This is a genomic window from Yoonia sp. SS1-5 (genome assembly GCF_038443705.2).
GTDB classification, from domain to species: Bacteria; Pseudomonadota; Alphaproteobacteria; order Rhodobacterales; family Rhodobacteraceae; genus Yoonia; species Yoonia rhodophyticola.
On sequence record NZ_CP151767.2, the window covers coordinates 617,015 to 635,876 of the forward strand.

Here is an 18,862-nt window from a genome sequence, read left to right on the forward strand (position 1 = left end):
GGTGACAATGTACGAATTCATTGGCTGCCCTATACTATCCAGTTTTGATTAGATGTCGTACCCCGGCTTTTCCGAGAAACGACGACACCAGCGAAGGCCCGGCTGCCAGGACGGCGGCCAACGACTTCCCGAGAGAAGTAGCTGGCCGTTCTCGGTGTGTTGCAGATATAAAGAATGCGCCAATAGGGAATTTCTCGCAGCACACATGCGCCGATATATGCGCCCAATTGCACACCTTCACCTGTTCTCACTGTATCGTAGCCAGCAATGGCTCCACGCGCGCCGCTCTTTCGGAGCCATGGCGGCACGAACCGCGATGATCGAGAGGCTGCATTGACTTTCCGTACGTAGTCCCGACGCCTCTGATACAATCCGAAAGTCCCCGTAGAGTGCTTTGCGTCAAGAATACAACACGGATACACATGTGGCGCGCGCCCACGCAATGGCACGCCGGGTGCAAGACCGTCAGCGAGTGGTGCATGTAACTGAGCATTTGCCCCCGGTAGCACAGAATACTCACGATCACCACATTTCTGTACTTGATATTCCGCAGCAGCTTTCTTTTTCCGGCTTAAAAAGCGGGACGGGTTTGGCGCGCGTTTGCTGTAATGACCAGAAACCTTCGCGCGCGCTCTATTTCGAAATGCGGATGCCTCTGCGGGGTCACAGGACCAACTCGCCTCTTCTTGCCCAAGAATGACGACGCCGCCCGTTTCAGACAACTGAAGATCAATTTCATTGATAGTGGGGCGGGAATAAATGCCTGTCAAACGTCGAATCTCGTTGACAATCGCATGCCAGTGTGCAGCGGCCGTATGTGAAAGTGGGAGTTCAGCTGAAAGTTTCATGTTGGTCCGGCAATGATTTGTTTGGCACATGACATTGACTGAGATTTAGACCACCAAAAGGATTGGAAATGTCCTATAGAAACTTTCAAAAGGCCTACTCTGTGGTATCCAGCTTGAATTGCCGGAGCGGCCCTCGCTTCAATTCCGAACCGACAATCGCAACAGGCCAGACCGGAACAACATCACTTTCACCATCATTGTCCATCTCGAGAAAGACCTCTTTAACACCTGCCAGATTCAGAGCTTCAACCACCTTTGATTTTACATCATCTAAAACGTCATCCTCTGATGGCACGGAAATAAGAATATCATGATACCAGCCCTCTTCGAAAAGCACGCCTTCCACCGTTATGCCAACATCGTTCGGAAGATGCCTGTAGGTCGCATATCCTGTGATCGAATCCAGCTTTGTGAAGTATGGAGCGAAGAAGACCCTTTCATATAGCGACTCAACACGTAAATGCTCTTGCGGCACATAAAACCGGATATCTATGGGACGTTCCGCCGGAGCATTTATCTCCAATGACAAAAGAAATTCTCTCATTGGATTCAAATCAACGTCTTCGCGCCCTTGAACCTTCTCATGCTGAAATATCGTATCAAATCTTGCATTTTCTGTCGCGAGGAGTGCCGAAAGAGGAATGCCGTTTTCCAATGCACTCGGCGGAATATCTGGATCGGTCGAGACGATCACTATTTCACCATCGTCATTCTCAATTTGTATGACGCTTGGCCCTGCCTGAAAAATCAGTGATGTAAGGGCTTTGATCTGAACGGGGGTAGCATCAAAAATATCGAGGATGACCTCACCATCCTCTCGAGAGACAAGTTCGATCTCGACGGTTTCGGAGAACTGCCACTGGCCTGGGCCACGCTTTTCAACTCGCGTCTCACGCAGAGCATCTACTTTCGCAGCTTGGTCCAACACTTCGGTTGGATCAGGATGATCTTCCACATCAACAAGCAGGTTATAGTACGCCATTATCTAGCCCTTTCATTGAGCATAACATTTAATGGGCTGTGATCGCATCTTCGGGCAATCGCCGGTGCTCAGAGTTGCGATGCGAATGACACGCTGCTCCAACAACATTGCGGCCCATCAAGCGATGAAAAAATTCGCGTGCGACATCTTCCGAGCAAATCATAAGAAATTTTGTGTACGGTATCTCTCTGCTCGCACAAGCACCGAGATATGCGCCAAGCTGTGCCGTTTCTTGACCTCTGACAAGATGATAGCGGGCCATCGCGGCACGCCTCGCCCATCTTCTTGCTTTTGGATATACAATTACTCGGGTGCGCTGTCGCATCTTTTGTCCATATCGACCGCCGCGTTGATACATAATTAGTTCAAGTTAAAGGTGATCCGTTCAGCCGGACCTAAAGTGCCATCAAGCCGCACGGGCCGAACATCGAACGTGAAGGTTTCGAAATCTTCTTCAACCACAATGAAAGCAGCGGCGCGGGTAACAGTCGCTGTACGCTCGGCCAACAGGCTCAGAACCTCGGTGTTCGACGGGTCAGGGACATGGATGCGGAGCTCGATCACCGGGCCACGGTCTGAATTAAAGGTCAGAGCCTCGGCTTTGGTCTCCCCCTCAGGATCGACAAGCATGAAGTGCCCATCATCAATCTGTTCGGCCACATCCGTGCCAACGATCCCGCCCATGACGGCTTCGATAGACAATTCGGCATCGGGCAGAATCACTATCAGCTCTTCCTGATCTGCCGCGCCCGTGAATGGCGGCAATGTAAATAGTAGCGGGGCGACCGCTGTAACTGGCACGACGTCGTAAGTGACTTCCCCATCAGCGCCGACTGGTTCTTCCTCAGACCGAACAAATAGCCGGGGCCATGTCACCACGAAGACATCGGTCGAGATAAGCACTTCATCTGCCGCAATATACTTGGTTTGTCCCGCCAGGATGCCATCGCCTTCAATCGAAAGCCCACCAAAGAGCGTCACCTCGGGCAAACCATCGCCCTCTGCTAGTGCAAATGACATACCCCATTCCTGTGGATGCAGGGCTGCATAGACATCAGACAGAAACGCAAAAAGCGCTTGATCCTCTGCTGATAGCGCAAAAGAGACGCTATCAGCTTTGGGCGTAAGAAAAGCACCATCGCGATGTCGATATCCGCCGCCCTCCCTGCGCACGGTCTCTAAACGGCCCAGGATCTCCTTTAATGCATCTTGTGAGACATCGCTGTCTTGGCTCTGGGAAAAGGTGATTATGTAGTTGGTCATAGTGATGTTCAACTTATCCAGTTTTGACGAGGAGCATTCTTGCGGGATACCACCACGCCAGCAAAAGCCTGATATCCCGGGATAAACTTCAATACTTCCTTGAGAAAGTAAGACGCTGTGCGGGTTGTATTGCAAATATACATGAGCCGCCAATAAGGAATTTCCCGGTCAGCTATCGCACCTAAGTAATTGTCAACTTGCCCAAGCTCCTGCCGCCGCACATCTTGATACCGCGCTTTTGCAGCGGCTGCAGTGACGTTTCGTAGAAAGGGCGGCACAAAACGCCCGGCGCGTTTGGCGGCATCAACACGTCGATAATAGTCTCGACGACGCTGGTAAAATCCAAATGGACCGGTCGAATACTTTGCATCGACGATAAGACAGGGATACGCAAAACGACCATTCTTGCCCGGAGGACTTGTCGGGCAAAGCCCGTCCGCCAAAGGCGCATAGCTTGACCGCGTTGCATCCGTACGCAACGAATATTCCAAGTTACCGCACTTTTCGACCTGATAGGCCATCGCATTGTGCCTATTTCGGCTTGCGGTGGGTCCAGCGGTAGCGGCGCGCACCGACCAATGGCCGTTACGCTTGGCACCTGCCAAGTTCTTGAATGTTTGTGCATCGCCGGGCACACAAAGTGGCGCGCCCTCAACTCGTCCCAGAATTACCGTGCCGCCCTCCGCTGCAAGCTCGGCTTCGATTTCATCAATCGTCGGAATCGAGTATATTGCAGTCAGCCGTCTAATTTCGGCGACAACCTCGTCTTTCTCAACCCGCAGCCAGACAACACCGTAAGGCATCTCTTGGACATCAAGCGAGGTAGTCAGGGACGGATCAATGAGAAAACGATACTTTTCATCAATGTCGCCGACGGGAATGTTATTGACCTGCTGATAGAGCCGCAGGAAAGAGACATGTTCATCCACGTCGAGACCCGATGCGGACCAATCCATCGAAATCCGCGGCTGAATCGTGAGCCAATTGGCGAACCAGCCAACAATACCTGCATCCAACTCGTCACATAGCGTGATGTTGTAATACGTTGCGACGTCGCGCGCCCACCGCAGATACATGGCGCTGCGATCGGTAATCCCGGTAACGTCGATCCACGAAATTAAATCTTCATGACCGGAGTAAACCGGAAGATTGTCCTCACAGTCCATGGCTAGTTGATGTCGATCTTATCTGCAGACAACTTAATCAGTTTGTCGGCCTTCTCATTGATTTCAACGCCGTTGATCGCGATGGTGCCGTTTTTCTTCATCTCGATCACGCTTTTGCCGCAACTCAGGACAATCCTGTTACCGGCACTGATCTGAACTTCCGTGCCAGCCGCCAGTTTGTACTTTGAGCCAATAAAATTGGTGTCAGTAAGACCCACAGTGCGTACGGATGTCAGTCCGACGGCCTCCATCTTGTTTTTCTCAACCGTTAGCGCGTAATTTCCTGCGCCGGGATCTAGCGCAGGTGGAAGCCCAATGGCCTTTGCTACATCCCCCAACTTGTTGCCCACCTTTACGGCCATCCTGTTGATCAGATTGCCGATAGCTGTCGGGCCAACATGAATGGTCATGTTGCCACCGACCACTTCATTGTGGTTCCGCGTCACCTCAGATTCCTTGTTATGCTCAACGAGGCTGACATGGTTATTTTCTATGCGCTCTGTCTTGTTGTGCAAGACGACTGTATTCATATCCCTTTGCGCATGGATGTAGATCTCTTCTTCATCCCGTTCATCCTCAAACCTGAGTTCATTAAATCCGCTGCCACTATGCGTATCGGTCTTGAAGGTACTGCGCGTCTTATGTTTCGGCAGTTCGTAAGGCGGCGTATTCTTCCCATTATACACACACCCCGTGACCAGCGGCTTGTCGGGGTCACCCTCCAAAAACTCCACCACTACTTCCATCCCGATGCGCGGAATGACCATCCCGCCCCACCCTTGAGATGCCCAGTTCTGGCTCACCCGGCAGCGCATGGAGTAAGACTTGTCTAGGTCCCAGTGGAAATGCACGAGGATGCGACCGTATTCATCGCAGTCAATCTCGCCTTCGCCGACAACCACGCCCGTTTGTGGGCCTTGCACGACAGGCATGCGGGTTTTGCGCTCGGGCGCAAGTGGTGCGTCCTTGGGCATCAGTACGTATTCGCCCGAATAGGCATACCCGTCGCTCTCGGAGCCCCCGGAACCGTAAGAGTCCGAGACATAGGAATGCCGCGCGACAAGGCACAGATAGTCCGCGCCCTTAACGCCGTTCACCTGATCGCCGGTCAGCGTCAGCAGCATCCCCGCACCCAGCGACGTACAATCGCCCACCGCCCGATGCCGCGCATCCTGACCACGCTCCTGCAAAGTGCGCAGGCCGACCACATCCTTGCCCTGACCCTGCGCGAGGTAGTCGCCCGGGTAGTCGTAGCTTTCGATCTGCCCTTCCGCGTAGGTGGCGTCGCCGACCCGGTCAACCTCCATCGCCGCGCCGGGCTTTTTGAAATTGTAATCCGTCAGCCGCACCGCACCCGTGGTTAACCGCCGTTCCGGGTGCCATTCCCAGAAATGCTCTGCCCCCGACTGGCGCGCGCCGTCAACAGGTTTGTAGTCCCGTTTCCCGCCCGGTAGGGGATCATGCTGGTCAATGGCATCGGTCAGCACCAGAGTATGGTTCCCGGCGCTATGGACAAAGTGATAAGAAATCCCAAACCGCTCCATCAAACGGGTTGCAAAATCCAGATCGCTTTCACGGTATTGAACAGTGTATTCCAATTCCGGATAGTTGCCCGTCAGTTTCACCTGCAGCGCTGGATCGCCCAGACCCGCATAAGGTGAGAGCAGTTCCTCAATGATCTGGATGACGGTTTTATTATGGAAAATCCGCTGGTTGCGCCGCCGCCCTGCTAGCCAGAACCACGGCCGCAGGGTCAGCGCATATTTGTTGCCATTCTCGCCGGCGCCAGCCCATTTAGCTTCAGTGACGATCCCATCGTAAGCGCGAGCACCGTCATTCTGGCTTTCGATCTCGATACTGGCGTGGGTGCCAAGCAGGCCATCAAAATCCAGGTTTGGCGACGTCGATAGCGCCTCAACCCGGTATTCAAACAAGCCGTTCACGTAGTCTGCGCCGTCAAAGCGCAGCAGAACCAGAACATCGTTACCCAAAGCGGTGGTCAATCGACCCAAACGGGCATCCTGCTTGAACGGGGCGTTCATGACAAAATCCTCGCGAAAAAGAACCGACTTTCGGATGGGCAAACCATAGACGATTGTTAGGCAGCATCAATCACTGGTTGAAGTTGACCTGGCTAAAGTATTACCGACAGGGCCACGCATGAATTTAGCGAGTACGATGAAGTCAAACACGCCAGATGGACCCTCACACCTTGGAGTCACGCGGTTTCCAACACGCATTCACTTCGCCTCCGATGTAAAAGCACTGATGAATGCGTTAGCTCCGAATTCGAACTGTGTCAGTCGTTAGGCTATCGGAACGCCCGGCCTGCCGCACGCTCGGTCAGTACCGATCCACGGGTGTCCCAGGGCCGGGTCGATGAACAGCGTCTGACCGACGACATCATCAAGTTGGCCGATCAATACGGCCCATCCGCACCCGAAAACATCGTTCCAATCGACCACAGGCCCACGATGCACTAACATTCAAACCGGACCACCCCATGACGGCACGCCAAGGTCAAACGCTTCTTGGAAAGCCCGCCCGCTTTCCCGAAAGACCTAAACGGCCGCTAGGTGCGTAACCAGCGTGTCTATGAGATTCTGACCCGCTGCCTGTATTCAGGCTGCATTGAACATATCGATTGGGGCGTCTTGATGCGCAACGGACATCATGAGGGTCTGACCGATTTCAGAAGGTACCAAAAGATTCAGGATCGCCTGGTATCAACCGCCAAAGCTCTGGCAAGCGAAGACATCAGTTCCGACTTCCCGCTGCGCGGTTTCGTCCAGTGCGATGATTGCGGCGAAGCGTTGACGGCTTGCTGGTCTACCAGCAAGCCAGGCAAGAAACATCCCTATTGTCTTTGCAAGACCGAGGGCTGTGACAGCTATTGCAAATCAATCAGGCGTGATCAGCTCGAAGGAGACTTCGCAGGCCTCATGCAAGCGCCGGAGCTCTCCAGGGGCCTGTTTCAGCTCGCAAAGGCCATGTTCCGCGACATCTGGAACGCCCGTCTCGCACAAGCAGCGGATACCTCTAAAGGGCTCAAGAAAGATATCCACAAGATTGAAAAGCAGATCGAAGCCCGTCTCGACCGAATTGTCGAACATGGCTCAAGCATCGTTATTGCCGCTATTGAGAAGCGTATTCCCAAGCTGGAAGCCGATAAGATTTTTCTGGAAGAACGCATCGTCAAAGGCGGCAAGCCGCTCGGTACTCTGGAGGAGTCGTTCGAACTCGCCCTACGATTCCTGTCAAACCCTTGGAATATGTGGAAAAACGGCTCTTTCGCATGGTAGAAAGCAGTGCTGCGACCGGCCTTTGCGGAGCCCATCCGCTACAGCCAAAATCAGGGTGATCGAACCCCAAATATCTCTTTACCCTTCAAGGCGTTAGGGGAAATTTCAACTGCCAAATTCGAAATGGCGCGCTTCGCCGGAGAAAGTTCGAACTCTTTGTTCGACGCTCTGGACGAATGGGAGCGCCATCTTCGTGCAATTGAGACTTCCGCCAACACCGTAACTCAGGACAATGATCCGAGGTGTGGCGATGAGCATTTCGGAACGTAATTTCAATGCGGTAGCAGCCGCCCAACCCCCAAGAAAGCGTGAAGCGCCGTTTTCTCTGCGCTTGAGCTTCGATGAGAAAGCCGCATTGCGTGATCTGGCCGGGGATATGCCTCTTGGCGGGTATATTAAGGCTGTCCTCAAAGAAGCCGTTGATCAGGGCAAAATGGTCTCTCTGAAGCCGGATTCACAAGCTGTGGGCCGTGCGCTTGGCCAGCTTGGCAAGAGCCGTCTGTCGCAGAACCTTAATCAGCTCGCTAAATCCGTCAATATGGGCGCGCTTCCTGTCACTCCAGAGACGGAAAGCGAGATCAAAGATGCCTGCCGCGCTGTGCAGGACATGCGCGATGCGTTGATGGCTGCCCTTAGTGATGGGGGCAGCCGATGATCTTGAAAGCCAAAGAACGCGGCAATGCCCCGCAACTTGCGCAATATCTCATGTCGATGCGCGACAATGAGCATGTTGAGCTGCATGAGCTGCGCGGCTTTGTCAGTGATGATTTGGATGCGGCCTTCAAAGAAGCCGAAGCCATCGCCTCACAAACCAAGTGCAAAAACCATCTGTTCTCCATGAGCCTGAACCCGCCCGAGGGCGCGCATGTCAGTCGCGAGGATTTTGAGCGCGCCGTTGATCAGATCGAAGGCAAGCTCGGTCTGGATGATCACGCCCGTGCTCTGGTGTTCCATGAAAAAGAGGGCCGCAGGCATGCCCATGCCGTTTGGAGCCGCATTGATAGTGATGAAATGCGCGCCAAGAATATGAGTTTTTACAAGCAAAAGCTGATGGATGTGTCCCGTGATCTATATCTGGAGCATGGCTGGGACATGCCAAAAGGCATGATTGATCGTTCCATGCGCAATCCGCTCAACTTCTCTCGCGCTGAATGGCAACAAGCAAATCGATCCAAACAAGACCCCAAGATGATCAAGGCGGCATTTCAGGAATGCTGGAAGAACTCTGATGGCACCGATGCGCTCAAGGCATCCCTAGAAGAAAAAGGCTTCTTCCTTGCCAAAGGTGATCGTCGCGACGTTGTTGCTGTTGATGTACGCGGCGAAACGTATTCTCTTTCACGTTGGGCTGGCGTGAAGGCAAAAGACGTGCGCGAGCGCATCCCTGATGCTGAATTCCTATCCTCTGTTCAAGACACCAAAGCGCATATCGCCTCACGCATGACAGATCAGCTCAAGAGTTATCTGAAAGAGGTCGATGCAGGATATCGCCGCGCATCGCCTGCGCTGGAGATGAAACGCCAGCAATTGCAAGCCCGCCATGGCGAAGAGCGCAAGGCTGAAACCCAGCGTATCGCGCAGCGCGAACAACGTGAGATGCAGAACCGCGCCAGCCGATTGCCCAAGGGCTTTAGCGGTATCTGGAGCCGCATCACGGGCAAGCTGTCTAAGATCAAATCACAAAACGAGATGGAGGCGCTGCAATCCTGGCAGCGTGATCGCGCTGAAAAAGATCGCCTCATCCAACGCCAGCTTGATGAGCGCCAGCGTCTTCAACAGCAAATCAAGAAGATGCGCGAAACCCGCGCCCAGGAAGTCGCGCAAATCAGATCAGAGATTGCGGCCTATATTGCCATGAAGCGCGGTGATGTGCCGAGCCTGAACAAACGCGCCCAATCCAATGAACAAGCCAAGAGCAATATGCGCAGGCGTGAGCGCCAAAGCGCAGATCGCCAAAGAAAGCGCGAGCGCACCCGTTCTCGCGGCGATGATCTTGGCCGTGAACGTTAACCTAAAGAAAGGAGGTCGCTATGCGACACACCACACGAAAAACATTTATGCTGAATCTTGATGAGGCGCATGCCTCTAAGCTGGATGATCTGAGGCAGCATTTTCATTTGGCCGCCGATGACACCATTCGGCTTGCCATCCGTCTCACCCATGCAAGGATGAGCAAGCCCGATGTGCTGGTGCCGGAGTTCAAGCCCCATGGAAGATGGGACTATGACTTCGATAGTGAATAAAAAAGGCCGCCCAGTTGGCGGCCCTTTTCATTAGAGATTTTGAGCGCTTAGCCTGACAGAGCTGCTCCAGCCCACATGCCTGCCGCGATGGTCGTAGTTGTTGAGCATAGTGCTCGTATTGCAGTTTTCGTCCATTCGTTAGTCTTTGGCATATCTGTTTCCATGTGTGCCTCCTTTTCCTTAGCGGTGAATAGTCGTTCGTTTACGCATGCCATGATCACAAGGATCATGAAGGTTAGTGAGAAGCCACCGAGACAGAACATGTAGCCCTGAATTAGTCCTGTTAAGCCTGACGCTGTCAGGCAAAACGCTCATGAATGATATATTGTAAAACACACGACTTGATCTGACATTTCTGCTCTTCTGGAGCGCAATCAAGGAGTGTCGATCAATGACAAGTATTCAAGAGAAGATCATCAAGCCGAAGCTGGGGCTGTTGGAACTGGCCAAACAGCTCGGAAGCGTGTCGCAGGCCTGCAAAGTGATGGGTTATTCGCGGGACAGCTTTTACCGGTTCAGAGAACTTTACGATCAGGGTGGCGAAGAAGCCCTGATGGATCTCAGCCGCCGCAAGCCGGTGATGAAAAACCGCGTGCCAGAACATGTCGAGAAGGCGGTCATCGAACTGGCCATCGACAACCCGGCTCTGGGTCAGAAACGGGCGTCGTGGGAGCTGCAGCAGAAAGGCATCATGGTGTCATCGTCGGGCGTCCGGTCGATCTGGCTGCGTAATGATCTGGAAACCATGAAAAAGCGCCTCAAGGCCCTGGAGGCCCGTGCCGCCCAAGAGGGTATCTTGCTCACCGAGGATCAGTTGGCCGCGCTGGAAAAAGCCAAGGCCAAGAAAGAAGCCCATGGCGAGATCGAGAGCCACCACCCTGGCTATCTGGGCAGCCAGGACACCTATTATGTGGGCACAATGAAGGGCGTCGGACGCATTTATCAACAGACCTTTGTCGATACCTATGCCCGCGTGGCGATCTGCAAGCTCTACACTGAAAAGACGGCAATCACCGCGGCCGACTTGCTGAACGACCGCGTGATCCCGTTCTTTGCAGAGCATGAGATCAGCCTGCTGCGCGTCCTGACAGACCGGGGCACGGAATACTGTGGCAAGGTCGAGAACCACGCCTACCAGCTTTATCTGGCCGTCGAGGACGTGGACCACACCCGAACCAAGGCCAATTCTCCGCAAACAAACGGCATCTGCGAGCGGTTCCATCGCACCATCAAGGATGAGTTCTACGACATCGCATTCCGCAAGAAACTGTATCGGTCAGTCGAAGAGTTGCAGGCCGATCTGGATGCGTGGCTGGCAAAGTACAACGAACAGCGGCCACATTCGGGACGTCACTGCTATGGCAAAACACCTATGCAGACCTTCCGCGAAACGCTACACATCGCTGTCGAGAAGACGATCAAAACGCACGACCAATCGGACAGTGCGCAACCCGTTCTCAGCGTCGCAAGCTGAGATGTCCGTCAGATCAAGTCTGAAGTTTTACAGATATATAGTGGTTTTTTCGCAAAATTGAAGGGGCAACGGTTTTTAGGCACATCGATAGATAATCCGCTGCCCTGCGATCTGTGTTTCTGCATAGTCCATGCTCAGATCGCGTGCGATAGCATCCAGATCAATGTAGCAAGTAAGCTGATCTGGGATATCGCCGAACAAACCTTCATCGACAAACTGCTCTGCCAGCGCTTTCATTGTGTCCAGATGATAGATATCGACTTCAAAATCGTCTGGATCGACCGTATCAGGATCAAAGCTGTAGCAGCACTCACCAACCGCCAGAATGAAGCGTCTCTTCTGGTCTTCGTCCCATTCATCCACCACTTCCATGAACTTTAGAATGTTGGCCTGATTGATCCCCCATGTCTTCGCCAGATCGCAATCAATATGCTCGCCGTCAATGAACTCGACTTCGAATTCTTCAACGGGCTCGCCGTAGTCGTTCGTGATTGCCCTGATCTTGTTTGAATAGGTCTCTGCGTTGTCAAAATAGAACCCTGTTGCTGCCAAATCGTATGGCTGTGCGTAGAACTGCGTCATCTTTTTCTCCTTGTCTGATTGGTTGCGCATGCAACCGATCTGCCCCTCTGGCGAAGAGAGGGGGTGCAAGGAGCAAAGGCGTGCCAGCGGGACCAGAGCCACGCGCAAGCTGCAATGCAATGAAGTGAGCATGGCGAGGACCCACCCTTTGATCCGCGCCGGGGGCATCAGCCCCAAGCCTTAAATTTTATCGAAATGACCAATGTGCAGCCTCTTGGCTGCGCTTTTGTTTTCAAACTAGTGAGACGTGTCTCATTGATCCGCCTTGGATGTCAGCGTTAGCCGCCGATCCATGCGGTGCCATCTAACCCCAATGATTGTGTGTGTCCGGGGCCGAAAGGCACCGATGGTCGGGGCCTCCTTGAAACAAAGGAGAATACGATGAAACTCATCACACGACATGAAGCACAAAAACTTGGCCTAGAGGAATTGCACGGCCTGTTCCGCGAAGCATTCAACGCGGTGGCCACGGCCCCGCGCGGATCACAGGATCGACGCAATGCGCTGAATTCAATGGAAGCAATAGAGCATGAACTAAACGCTCGTGGCCCATGCCGTTAGCACCAAAGGCTGGCCGTCTTGGTCAGCCGTTTTCTTTCATTTTCGAATCAATTTCGAGGGGGCCACAAAGGTCTTCTTCGGGCGCGGCCAGGAATAGCCAGGTAGTTTCAAAGCCTTAGCCAAGGGCCTTGCGCTGATTCTATGTTTCGATTCATATACTTAAGAAATGGCAGGGTTTACCTGCATGATACGGGTAATCAATATGAATGATCTCAGCCCCGATTTGGGCCTCAAATCCGGATTCTCAAAACGCTTTATTGAAGCCGCGCGGGATCAAGCCCGCGTCAAAGGTCTAACCCATGAGTTCTACCGTTACCCAGCGCGGTTCTCGCCAAGCTTTGTGCGCGGCGCGATTGAAGCTTTTTCCAACCCCGGTGATTGGGTGGTTGATCCATTCGCGGGCGGAGGCACAACGCTCGTTGAAGCCATGGCCATGGGCCGAAACGCTCTTGGCATTGATATCAGCTCGCTCTCGTCTTTCTTGTGCGAAGCCAAGACACAAATCATGGATGACCAAGATATCAGTGCCTATCGGCGCTGGATGGAATGCATTGAGACCACTATCAATATGCACAGCCCTAGTGAACGCCATGATGGCTATGCTGATGCAGGCTACTACCGCAATCTCGACGGCCCTGAGTTTTGGCGGCTACGCAAGGCGATTGAACAAGCATTGAGCTCTGTGGAACGCCTGCGTCGAAAGCGTAGTGGCATCCTGGCGCGCTGCGTCGTTCTTCGGACGTCCCAATGGGCATTAGACTCCCGCAAGACCCGCCCCAGCGTCACGGCGTTTAAAGCGCAGATGCATAAGCAAGCAGGCATCATGCTAGGTGCAGCTCTCGAATTTCGGGATCAGATCAACAGCCTTGATCTGCAAAGCCCGCCAAAGGCCATCAGCCTAAACAGGACGACCGCTGGCGCAGAAAATGAAAAAGCTGTGGCTCAAGCGTGCCCGCCTAAGCTGATCGTCACCTCGCCACCGTATCCGGGTATCCATGTCCTGTATCATCGCTGGCAAGTGGATGGACGCAAGGAAGCCCCCGCACCGTTCTGGATTGCAGGCAAACTCGATGGGGCAGGATCAAGTCACTACACGTTGGGGGATCGCAAAAACCCCGGCTTGCAATCCTATTTCGACAACCTCAAAGCCACATTTAGTTCGGTGGCGGCCATGGCCGATGAAGATACGACCATTGTGCAGATGGTCGCTTTTTCTAAACCTGAATGGCAACTTCCTAAGTATTTAGAAGTCATGGAAGAATGCGGTCTGGAGGAGCATCGCCCGTGGGACATGCCAATTGAAGAGGAAGATGGGCGACTTTGGCGCAATGTACCTAACCGCCGCTGGCATGCTCATCAGAAGTCTCGCGCGCCAGGAGCGCGTGAGGTTGTTCTTATTCATAGAAAGGGCCGCGCCTAAGCGCTTTCTTCCAACCCTTCGACCGCATCATCGGTCTCCAGATCACTTGATCCAAGAGAGATAAGCGCTGGAATGAATGGGGCCAAAGCACGGCTAGTGCGCTCAACCCGATCTTCAATGGACTCGGACGGCGTGTCCTCATCACTGGTTTCCAGCTTTTTTGCGCGCTTATCTTCCAATATCATCGAAAGGCCGATCAGGACATTGGCATACATAAACTGCTCGCGCAGTAGAGCAGTTGCTTCCTTGGAAAGACGTTTGAGTTTGGCTTCGCTTTCCAAAGGCATGTTGTCCATATTGACCTTGAATTCATAGAATTCAGATGTCTCATCCTCAGAATAGCCAATGGATTCAATTTTCATGGCCGTTAGCTCGTCAAAGCCCTCGGCCTCCCATTCGGCGCGGTAGACGCGCTTGATATTCGGAGATTCCAGCTCACTTGGACGCTCACGCTCCGCGCCATCGTTATCTTTAGGCGGCTTCCGTTCACCGCCGCCGCCTGTGTGTTTTTGGACTTTTGGTAGAATTGCCACTTTGATGTGGTTTTCAAATAGCCTGTGTGTGTCGTCGGTGCGGGCAATGAACTCGATCTCATCACCAACGCCAGCGCCGCTAGGCAGGTCGACCATCACGCTCGCTATCCCGTTTTTGAGATTTGGGCCAATGGGGCTGGCCTTAAACTCGGCACCATCGTTGCCTTTCCAAGTCAGATCAAAGGCACCGCGCTCAGCAGCACGCGTGAAGTAGTCATCGCGCACATCGGTTTCGAATGTTAGGCGCATCCGGTTGTTGATCGGGCAAGACCTACTTAAGGTTTGGCCGTACTCCACACCTTTGTTTTTGAAGAAGGTTGGATAGACCTCGCCCTTGAAGTCTTCTTTTGGATCACTGCCCGTGGCCACGGTATTGAACGGCGCAGATATTCTCTGGCCAAGCTTCAAAAGCGTGGTCAAGTTAGGCGAGGCTTTGATCAGAGATTGCAGGACATCGGTGAGCGGTTGATCATCTTGCAGACGTTCTTGCATGCGCTCCTGCTGACGTTTATTGCGCAGCTCTTTCAGCTCATGGCAATCTCGGACGGCTTTTTCCAGTGAGTCCACCAGCTCATGTTTGAATTCGTTGTCCGCCAGCCTGTCTCGGCTTGGCATGAACAAATCTTCGCGCGTCACACTAGAAAGCTCATCACACTCAACAAATACCAGAAGATCATCAGCCAACGGCTTCATTTTTACCGCTTCACGGCGGAAAAAATCCTTTGGAAGACTGCCCTGGGTTTGGCCGTTGCGAAGGAAGACAATACCTTCGCGTTTGCGATAGCCGCGCACGCCGCCAAGCTTCTTGGCGTTTGCGGGTTCCTCATCGTCATCGTCGGTTTCCTTGGTCGAGCCTGCCTGCACAAAGGCAAAGACGTTGGCGATAAGCTTTTCACCGCCCGGTTGGAAAGGAATGCGCACCGGAAAGCCGCTTTCCACATTATCGCTGTCTTTGATCCGGCGCAGAAGGCCGGAGACGGTCGTGCGGCGGCTACCAACATCCAAGTAGTTGCCTGCCTTGTTTGTCCGGTACTCATAAAACCGTACCGGGAGCGCAATCTCAGGCAAGAGGAGGTCAAGGCGGCTGAGAAGGCTCTTGCCGCGCAATATATTCGAGCGTTCGCCAAGGAAGTTGTAGTCGAACATCTTAATGGCGGTACCATAAGGCGCTTCGCGGCCATAAGGGCTCTCATCATCAGGATAGATCGAAAATGCATCGGCAGGGAAGGAAAGGACGCCGCCATTTCGATCCTCTACCGCATCGCCAATCCCAACCGGGGCCAGATATGTGTAGACCGAGTTCTTTGCCGTGCCAGGCTCTCCGCTTGGAAATTCCCGACGCACGATGGTGAAACACCATTCATGATCGCGCGCATCGGCGCTTTCGTCTAGAAATGCCGGATTGCGCTTTGAAATTACGAGCTGGAGATTGTTCTTTCCACAAAACCGCAGCGCGCCTGTTCCGCCTTGGTTGAACTGCCCCTGCACAAAGGGGATGTATTGCTTGTTGCTTTTGCTAAGCGAGAGAATGGTGTCGGGAAGCTTGTCCGGGCTTTGACCCTCGCCGCAATCTGAAATGGTGATATTAAGCCGTTGCGGCCTGGTTCCTGTGGCCGTCAGCGTAATTCCGTCGGCAACTTCACGAGTCTTCTGAGCGCTCCAATCTTCGATATAGCCGCCCGTAGCGATCTTCTCGCCAGTGCTATTTTCGAAAAAGCGTGCCACAGCGGCGCGAATTGTCTGCGGTGCATCCGCGCTTGCCGGATCAATATCGCGCATGCGGCATTCATTGATTAGCCGTGCATCGACTGAGTTGACTATTTTCTCAGCCAAAGCTGCTTCTGCCAGGCTCTGCTGGTTGCCGCTTTGGCCCCAGTTATTCTCAACATCCCCGTAATGACGCCATAGGGCTGGCTTGTCCCAATAGCCGTGCTTTTTAAGAAGCGTGATCACCTCACCTTCGCTGTCTGCACGTAGCAATGCAGTGCAGAGTTTGTTGTTCTCACTCATTAGGGTTTGTCCAATCTTTGATAACTTACAGCTTAAAATCTACACCGTCCGAAGACTTCGTGGTCTTCATACGGTTTTTTAGGGCTTCAATTTCATCGTTTAAGGCTTTCACAATCTTACGAACATCCGCATCATCGTAGTCGTAGGCGTTCCGATTGCCTAGCTTTCCGATGATCCTAATCGCCTTTATTGCGCTGACTGTTCGGCTTTCCGCGAGTTTGATGAACTTCTCTCGCTTGGGGGATGCGCTGGCTGCTGCGACTTTGAGGGCAGGTTCGGACATACTTTTCGCTCCATATGCAGGCTGAGATATCCTAGAGCTGGTGATTTTGCAGCTTTTTGTCAACATATAGCGTGTAAAATGATTCGTAATTTACAATCAATAAATCGACCTTTGGAAGAATTATAGATACTTAAGGCGCTGAAATTAGTCACATTTTGTTTAACATGCACCGTTCAGAAAATCGTCAAAAATTCGGCTTTAATGACATTCTTAAGCGCCAAAATCGAACATACAGCCTCTAAATTATAAGCTGTACAAGGTAATTCAGTACTGATTCGGCGTAGGAATTGCGATGCACTAGGCTGTTTGTAGACGGTTTCAGTCGATGGGATGGCTCCAAGGCAAGGGCAGCTATGAAATGCTCCCTTCCTGGTTTCGATGAAATCGTCTCCATGACATGGTCTGGATGAAATCCTCATGGGGGTATTGGGGATAGCAGGAACGCTCCCCTGATTGGTGATCAAACGGGCAGCGGTTTGTGCATGGTTCGGTGTTGGTGGAGAGGCACGTCTCCAAGCCCAACGAGTGGGTTGTCAGGGGGCGCGAAAGCCCCTTGTCTCGAAGGTTTGCTAAGGAGAGCGAAGTCTCCTTGCGACTGATTGAACGGGGATACGTTCTACTGGCTCGGGATGGGCTCTATTTCCTTACCTGAGCCATTGGCCGGGGGGATGCAACGGGGGCGCGCAAGACTGAAAGTCTGGAGCGGGCCCCATTGCCAAGATGTGAGTGGTAGTACCACGCACACATCTTGCGTACGATTGATTTAGTTCAGTTTTTTGCAACAATTGGACTGCTGGAAATTTATCTAGCGCATGATCTGGGTCGAACACATCTTTGGCAATTTGTGCCGAGTGCAAGCTGGATCGGGTCATGCAAGGTTAACTGATCTGAACAGATGAAGGAGAATTTCAACAAATGTCTCGAACGCAAGAAAAGATAAACCAACCAACTGAACCTGTCTACGCAGGGATCGATGTCAGCAAGAATACGCTAGATTTCTGCATCATACCGCACGGCATAACCATGACGGTGAGCAACGACAAAAAAGGCATCAAATCACTGATCCGCGAATGTAAACGCTACGATGTCCAGCTTGTCGCACTTGAAGCAACTGGCAAATACCATTGCCTGCTGCATGAGATGCTGTTTGATGCCGAAATAAACGCTGCCGTTATCAATCCGTTCCGCTCGCGCCAGTTCGCCGATAGCATGGGCAAACTCGCCAAGACCGATACCATTGATGCTCACGTTCTAGCCCGCTTTGCTGAGCGCATGAAACCGGAGCCCGATAAGCCGCCCGGACCGCACTTTAAGGCGCTTCGTTCGCTTCAATCTGCACGAAGGCAGGTCGTGAGTGAAATTGGCGATCTTAAACGCCAACTTCAAACGACAGACCATCCGCTCGCGGCAAAACAGATCAAGACACGTATCACAGTGGCTGAACGCCACAAATCCGTTCTTGAAGACGAAATCTACGAGGTGATCAACGCAAACCTAGATATGAAGCACAAGTTTCAAATTCTGCTCTCGATACCTGGGATCGGCAAGCTGACAGCCTGCGTGATGATCGCTGATCTGGCTGAGCTTGGTCAGGTTAACGCCAAGCAAATTGCCGCTTTGGCTGGCGTTGCTCCGATGAATTGGGACAGCGGCGCCCGTCAAGGCAATCGCATGATCCGGGGCGGACGACAGAGCGTTCGAAATGCGCTGTATATGTGCGCCGTCAACTGCACCAGCCGTTCAGGACCGCTTGGAAGCTTTTATCGACGGCTGATACAGCGTGGCAAAAGCCCGAAGGTGGCCTTGACCGCTGTCATGCGCAAGCTGGTTATCATCGCCAATTCATTGGTTGCGGAAGATCGTCACTGGCGTGCCGATACCGTATGATCTGTGCCTCGAAACGGTCGGGACACGCTTGCGAAATGTGGGGTCGCCACGCGCCCCGACCTCTGCCTTGTGCCTGTGGATAACCCATTCGTTATGCTTGAATGATCACAGATGCTTGCACATCAGGTTTCGGGCTCTCCGGGACACATCTCGCACATCAGGTTTCGGGCTCTCCGGGACACATCTCGCACATCAGGTTTCGGGCTCTCCGGGACACATCTCGCCTACGATCACTTTGGTTCAGTCTTTTGCAACAATTGGGCTTCTGGATTCTTGAGCCATGCTCATGATCGGGGTCGAACAAATCT

General features: G+C 52.9%; 15 protein-coding genes. 8 read left to right on the forward strand and 7 right to left on the reverse strand.

Annotated features, from left to right (window positions below; translation table 11 throughout):
- Nucleotides 1-29: 29 nt before the first annotated feature.
- The 4 genes from AABB31_RS04585 to AABB31_RS04600 all read right to left on the reverse strand — a co-directional run bounded on the left by AABB31_RS04585 (nt 30) and on the right by AABB31_RS04600 (nt 6,301).
- On the reverse strand, nt 30-848 hold the full coding sequence (locus AABB31_RS04585; RefSeq protein ID WP_342075628.1) for a hypothetical protein: 819 nt from the start codon (nt 846-848) through the stop codon (nt 30-32).
- 94 nt (nt 849-942) lie between these two features.
- Nucleotides 943-1,830: a hypothetical protein gene (locus AABB31_RS04590; RefSeq protein WP_342075627.1), complete on the reverse strand. Its 888-nt coding sequence runs from the start codon at nt 1,828-1,830 to the stop codon at nt 943-945.
- Between the two features lie 1,271 nt (nt 1,831-3,101).
- Nucleotides 3,102-4,259 carry a hypothetical protein gene (locus AABB31_RS04595; RefSeq protein WP_342075625.1) on the reverse strand — a complete coding sequence of 386 codons (1,158 nt, stop codon included), beginning with the start codon at nt 4,257-4,259 and terminating at the stop codon, nt 3,102-3,104.
- 2 nt (nt 4,260-4,261) lie between these two features.
- On the reverse strand, nt 4,262-6,301 hold the full coding sequence (locus AABB31_RS04600; RefSeq protein WP_342075624.1) for a type VI secretion system tip protein TssI/VgrG: 2,040 nt from the start codon (nt 6,299-6,301) through the stop codon (nt 4,262-4,264).
- A gap of 534 nt (nt 6,302-6,835) precedes the next feature.
- Between AABB31_RS04600 and AABB31_RS04605 the strand changes: the two genes are divergently transcribed.
- The 5 genes from AABB31_RS04605 to AABB31_RS04625 all read left to right on the forward strand — a co-directional run bounded on the left by AABB31_RS04605 (nt 6,836) and on the right by AABB31_RS04625 (nt 11,278).
- Complete coding sequence (locus AABB31_RS04605; RefSeq protein WP_342075623.1) at nt 6,836-7,561, forward strand: zinc ribbon domain-containing protein; 726 nt, start codon at nt 6,836-6,838, stop codon at nt 7,559-7,561.
- Nucleotides 7,562-7,811: 250 nt separating this feature from the next.
- Nucleotides 7,812-8,216 carry a hypothetical protein gene (locus tag AABB31_RS04610; protein WP_342075622.1) on the forward strand — a complete coding sequence of 135 codons (405 nt, stop codon included), beginning with the start codon at nt 7,812-7,814 and terminating at the stop codon, nt 8,214-8,216.
- Nucleotides 8,213-9,571, forward strand: a complete 1,359-nt coding sequence (locus AABB31_RS04615) for a relaxase/mobilization nuclease domain-containing protein (RefSeq protein ID WP_373635469.1) — start codon at nt 8,213-8,215, stop codon at nt 9,569-9,571. Before AABB31_RS04610 ends, AABB31_RS04615 begins: the two co-directional genes overlap by 4 nt.
- Nucleotides 9,572-9,591: 20 nt before the next feature.
- Nucleotides 9,592-9,804, forward strand: coding sequence for a hypothetical protein (locus AABB31_RS04620; protein WP_342075619.1), 213 nt, complete (start codon nt 9,592-9,594; stop codon nt 9,802-9,804).
- A 391-nt stretch (nt 9,805-10,195) separates the two neighbouring features.
- Nucleotides 10,196-11,278, forward strand: a complete 1,083-nt coding sequence (locus AABB31_RS04625; RefSeq protein ID WP_342074941.1) for an IS481 family transposase — start codon at nt 10,196-10,198, stop codon at nt 11,276-11,278.
- A 75-nt stretch (nt 11,279-11,353) separates the two neighbouring features.
- Here the strand turns inward: AABB31_RS04625 and AABB31_RS04630 are convergent, their stop codons facing one another.
- Nucleotides 11,354-11,860 (reverse strand): antirestriction protein ArdA, encoded by a 507-nt coding sequence (locus tag AABB31_RS04630; protein WP_342075618.1) that lies wholly within the window; start codon nt 11,858-11,860, stop codon nt 11,354-11,356.
- Between the two features lie 381 nt (nt 11,861-12,241).
- On the opposite strand from AABB31_RS04630, the gene AABB31_RS04635 reads away from it, so the two are divergent.
- Both AABB31_RS04635 and AABB31_RS04640 read left to right on the forward strand, forming a co-directional pair.
- The gene (locus tag AABB31_RS04635; RefSeq protein WP_342075617.1) at nt 12,242-12,421 is read left to right on the forward strand and encodes a hypothetical protein; all 180 of its coding nucleotides are present in this window, start codon (nt 12,242-12,244) and stop codon (nt 12,419-12,421) included.
- A gap of 184 nt (nt 12,422-12,605) precedes the next feature.
- Nucleotides 12,606-13,841 (forward strand): DNA methyltransferase, encoded by a 1,236-nt coding sequence (locus tag AABB31_RS04640; protein ID WP_373635470.1) that lies wholly within the window; start codon nt 12,606-12,608, stop codon nt 13,839-13,841.
- Here AABB31_RS04640 and AABB31_RS04645 read toward each other — a convergent pair.
- Both AABB31_RS04645 and AABB31_RS04650 read right to left on the reverse strand, forming a co-directional pair.
- Nucleotides 13,838-16,384 (reverse strand): hypothetical protein, encoded by a 2,547-nt coding sequence (locus tag AABB31_RS04645; protein ID WP_373635471.1) that lies wholly within the window; start codon nt 16,382-16,384, stop codon nt 13,838-13,840. The two genes, AABB31_RS04640 and AABB31_RS04645, sit on opposite strands and share 4 nt — an antisense overlap.
- Nucleotides 16,385-16,409: 25 nt before the next feature.
- Nucleotides 16,410-16,667 (reverse strand): hypothetical protein, encoded by a 258-nt coding sequence (locus tag AABB31_RS04650; RefSeq protein ID WP_342075612.1) that lies wholly within the window; start codon nt 16,665-16,667, stop codon nt 16,410-16,412.
- Nucleotides 16,668-17,582: 915 nt separating this feature from the next.
- Between AABB31_RS04650 and AABB31_RS04655 the strand changes: the two genes are divergently transcribed.
- Nucleotides 17,583-18,554, forward strand: a complete 972-nt coding sequence (locus tag AABB31_RS04655) for an IS110 family transposase (protein WP_342075611.1) — start codon at nt 17,583-17,585, stop codon at nt 18,552-18,554.
- Nucleotides 18,555-18,862 lie beyond the last annotated feature (308 nt).

What these genes read in the sequence shown, in the direction of transcription:
- AABB31_RS04600 (WP_342075624.1), bottom strand. Translation starts at nt 6,301, where the DNA reads ATGAACGCCCCGTTCAAGCAGGATGCCCGTTTGGGTCGATTGACCACC.
- AABB31_RS04650 (WP_342075612.1), bottom strand. Translation starts at nt 16,667, where the DNA reads ATGTCCGAACCTGCCCTCAAAGTCGCAGCAGCCAGCGCATCCCCCAAG.
- AABB31_RS04595 (WP_342075625.1), bottom strand. Translation starts at nt 4,259, where the DNA reads ATGGACTGTGAGGACAATCTTCCGGTTTACTCCGGTCATGAAGATTTA.
- AABB31_RS04645 (WP_373635471.1), bottom strand. Translation starts at nt 16,384, where the DNA reads ATGAGTGAGAACAACAAACTCTGCACTGCATTGCTACGTGCAGACAGC.
- AABB31_RS04655 (WP_342075611.1), top strand. Translation starts at nt 17,583, where the DNA reads ATGTCTCGAACGCAAGAAAAGATAAACCAACCAACTGAACCTGTCTAC.
- AABB31_RS04620 (WP_342075619.1), top strand. Translation starts at nt 9,592, where the DNA reads ATGCGACACACCACACGAAAAACATTTATGCTGAATCTTGATGAGGCG.
- AABB31_RS04590 (WP_342075627.1), bottom strand. Translation starts at nt 1,830, where the DNA reads ATGGCGTACTATAACCTGCTTGTTGATGTGGAAGATCATCCTGATCCA.
- AABB31_RS04635 (WP_342075617.1), top strand. Translation starts at nt 12,242, where the DNA reads ATGAAACTCATCACACGACATGAAGCACAAAAACTTGGCCTAGAGGAA.
- AABB31_RS04625 (WP_342074941.1), top strand. Translation starts at nt 10,196, where the DNA reads ATGACAAGTATTCAAGAGAAGATCATCAAGCCGAAGCTGGGGCTGTTG.
- AABB31_RS04610 (WP_342075622.1), top strand. Translation starts at nt 7,812, where the DNA reads ATGAGCATTTCGGAACGTAATTTCAATGCGGTAGCAGCCGCCCAACCC.
- AABB31_RS04585 (WP_342075628.1), bottom strand. Translation starts at nt 848, where the DNA reads ATGAAACTTTCAGCTGAACTCCCACTTTCACATACGGCCGCTGCACAC.
- AABB31_RS04630 (WP_342075618.1), bottom strand. Translation starts at nt 11,860, where the DNA reads ATGACGCAGTTCTACGCACAGCCATACGATTTGGCAGCAACAGGGTTC.
- AABB31_RS04640 (WP_373635470.1), top strand. Translation starts at nt 12,606, where the DNA reads ATGATACGGGTAATCAATATGAATGATCTCAGCCCCGATTTGGGCCTC.
- AABB31_RS04615 (WP_373635469.1), top strand. Translation starts at nt 8,213, where the DNA reads ATGATCTTGAAAGCCAAAGAACGCGGCAATGCCCCGCAACTTGCGCAA.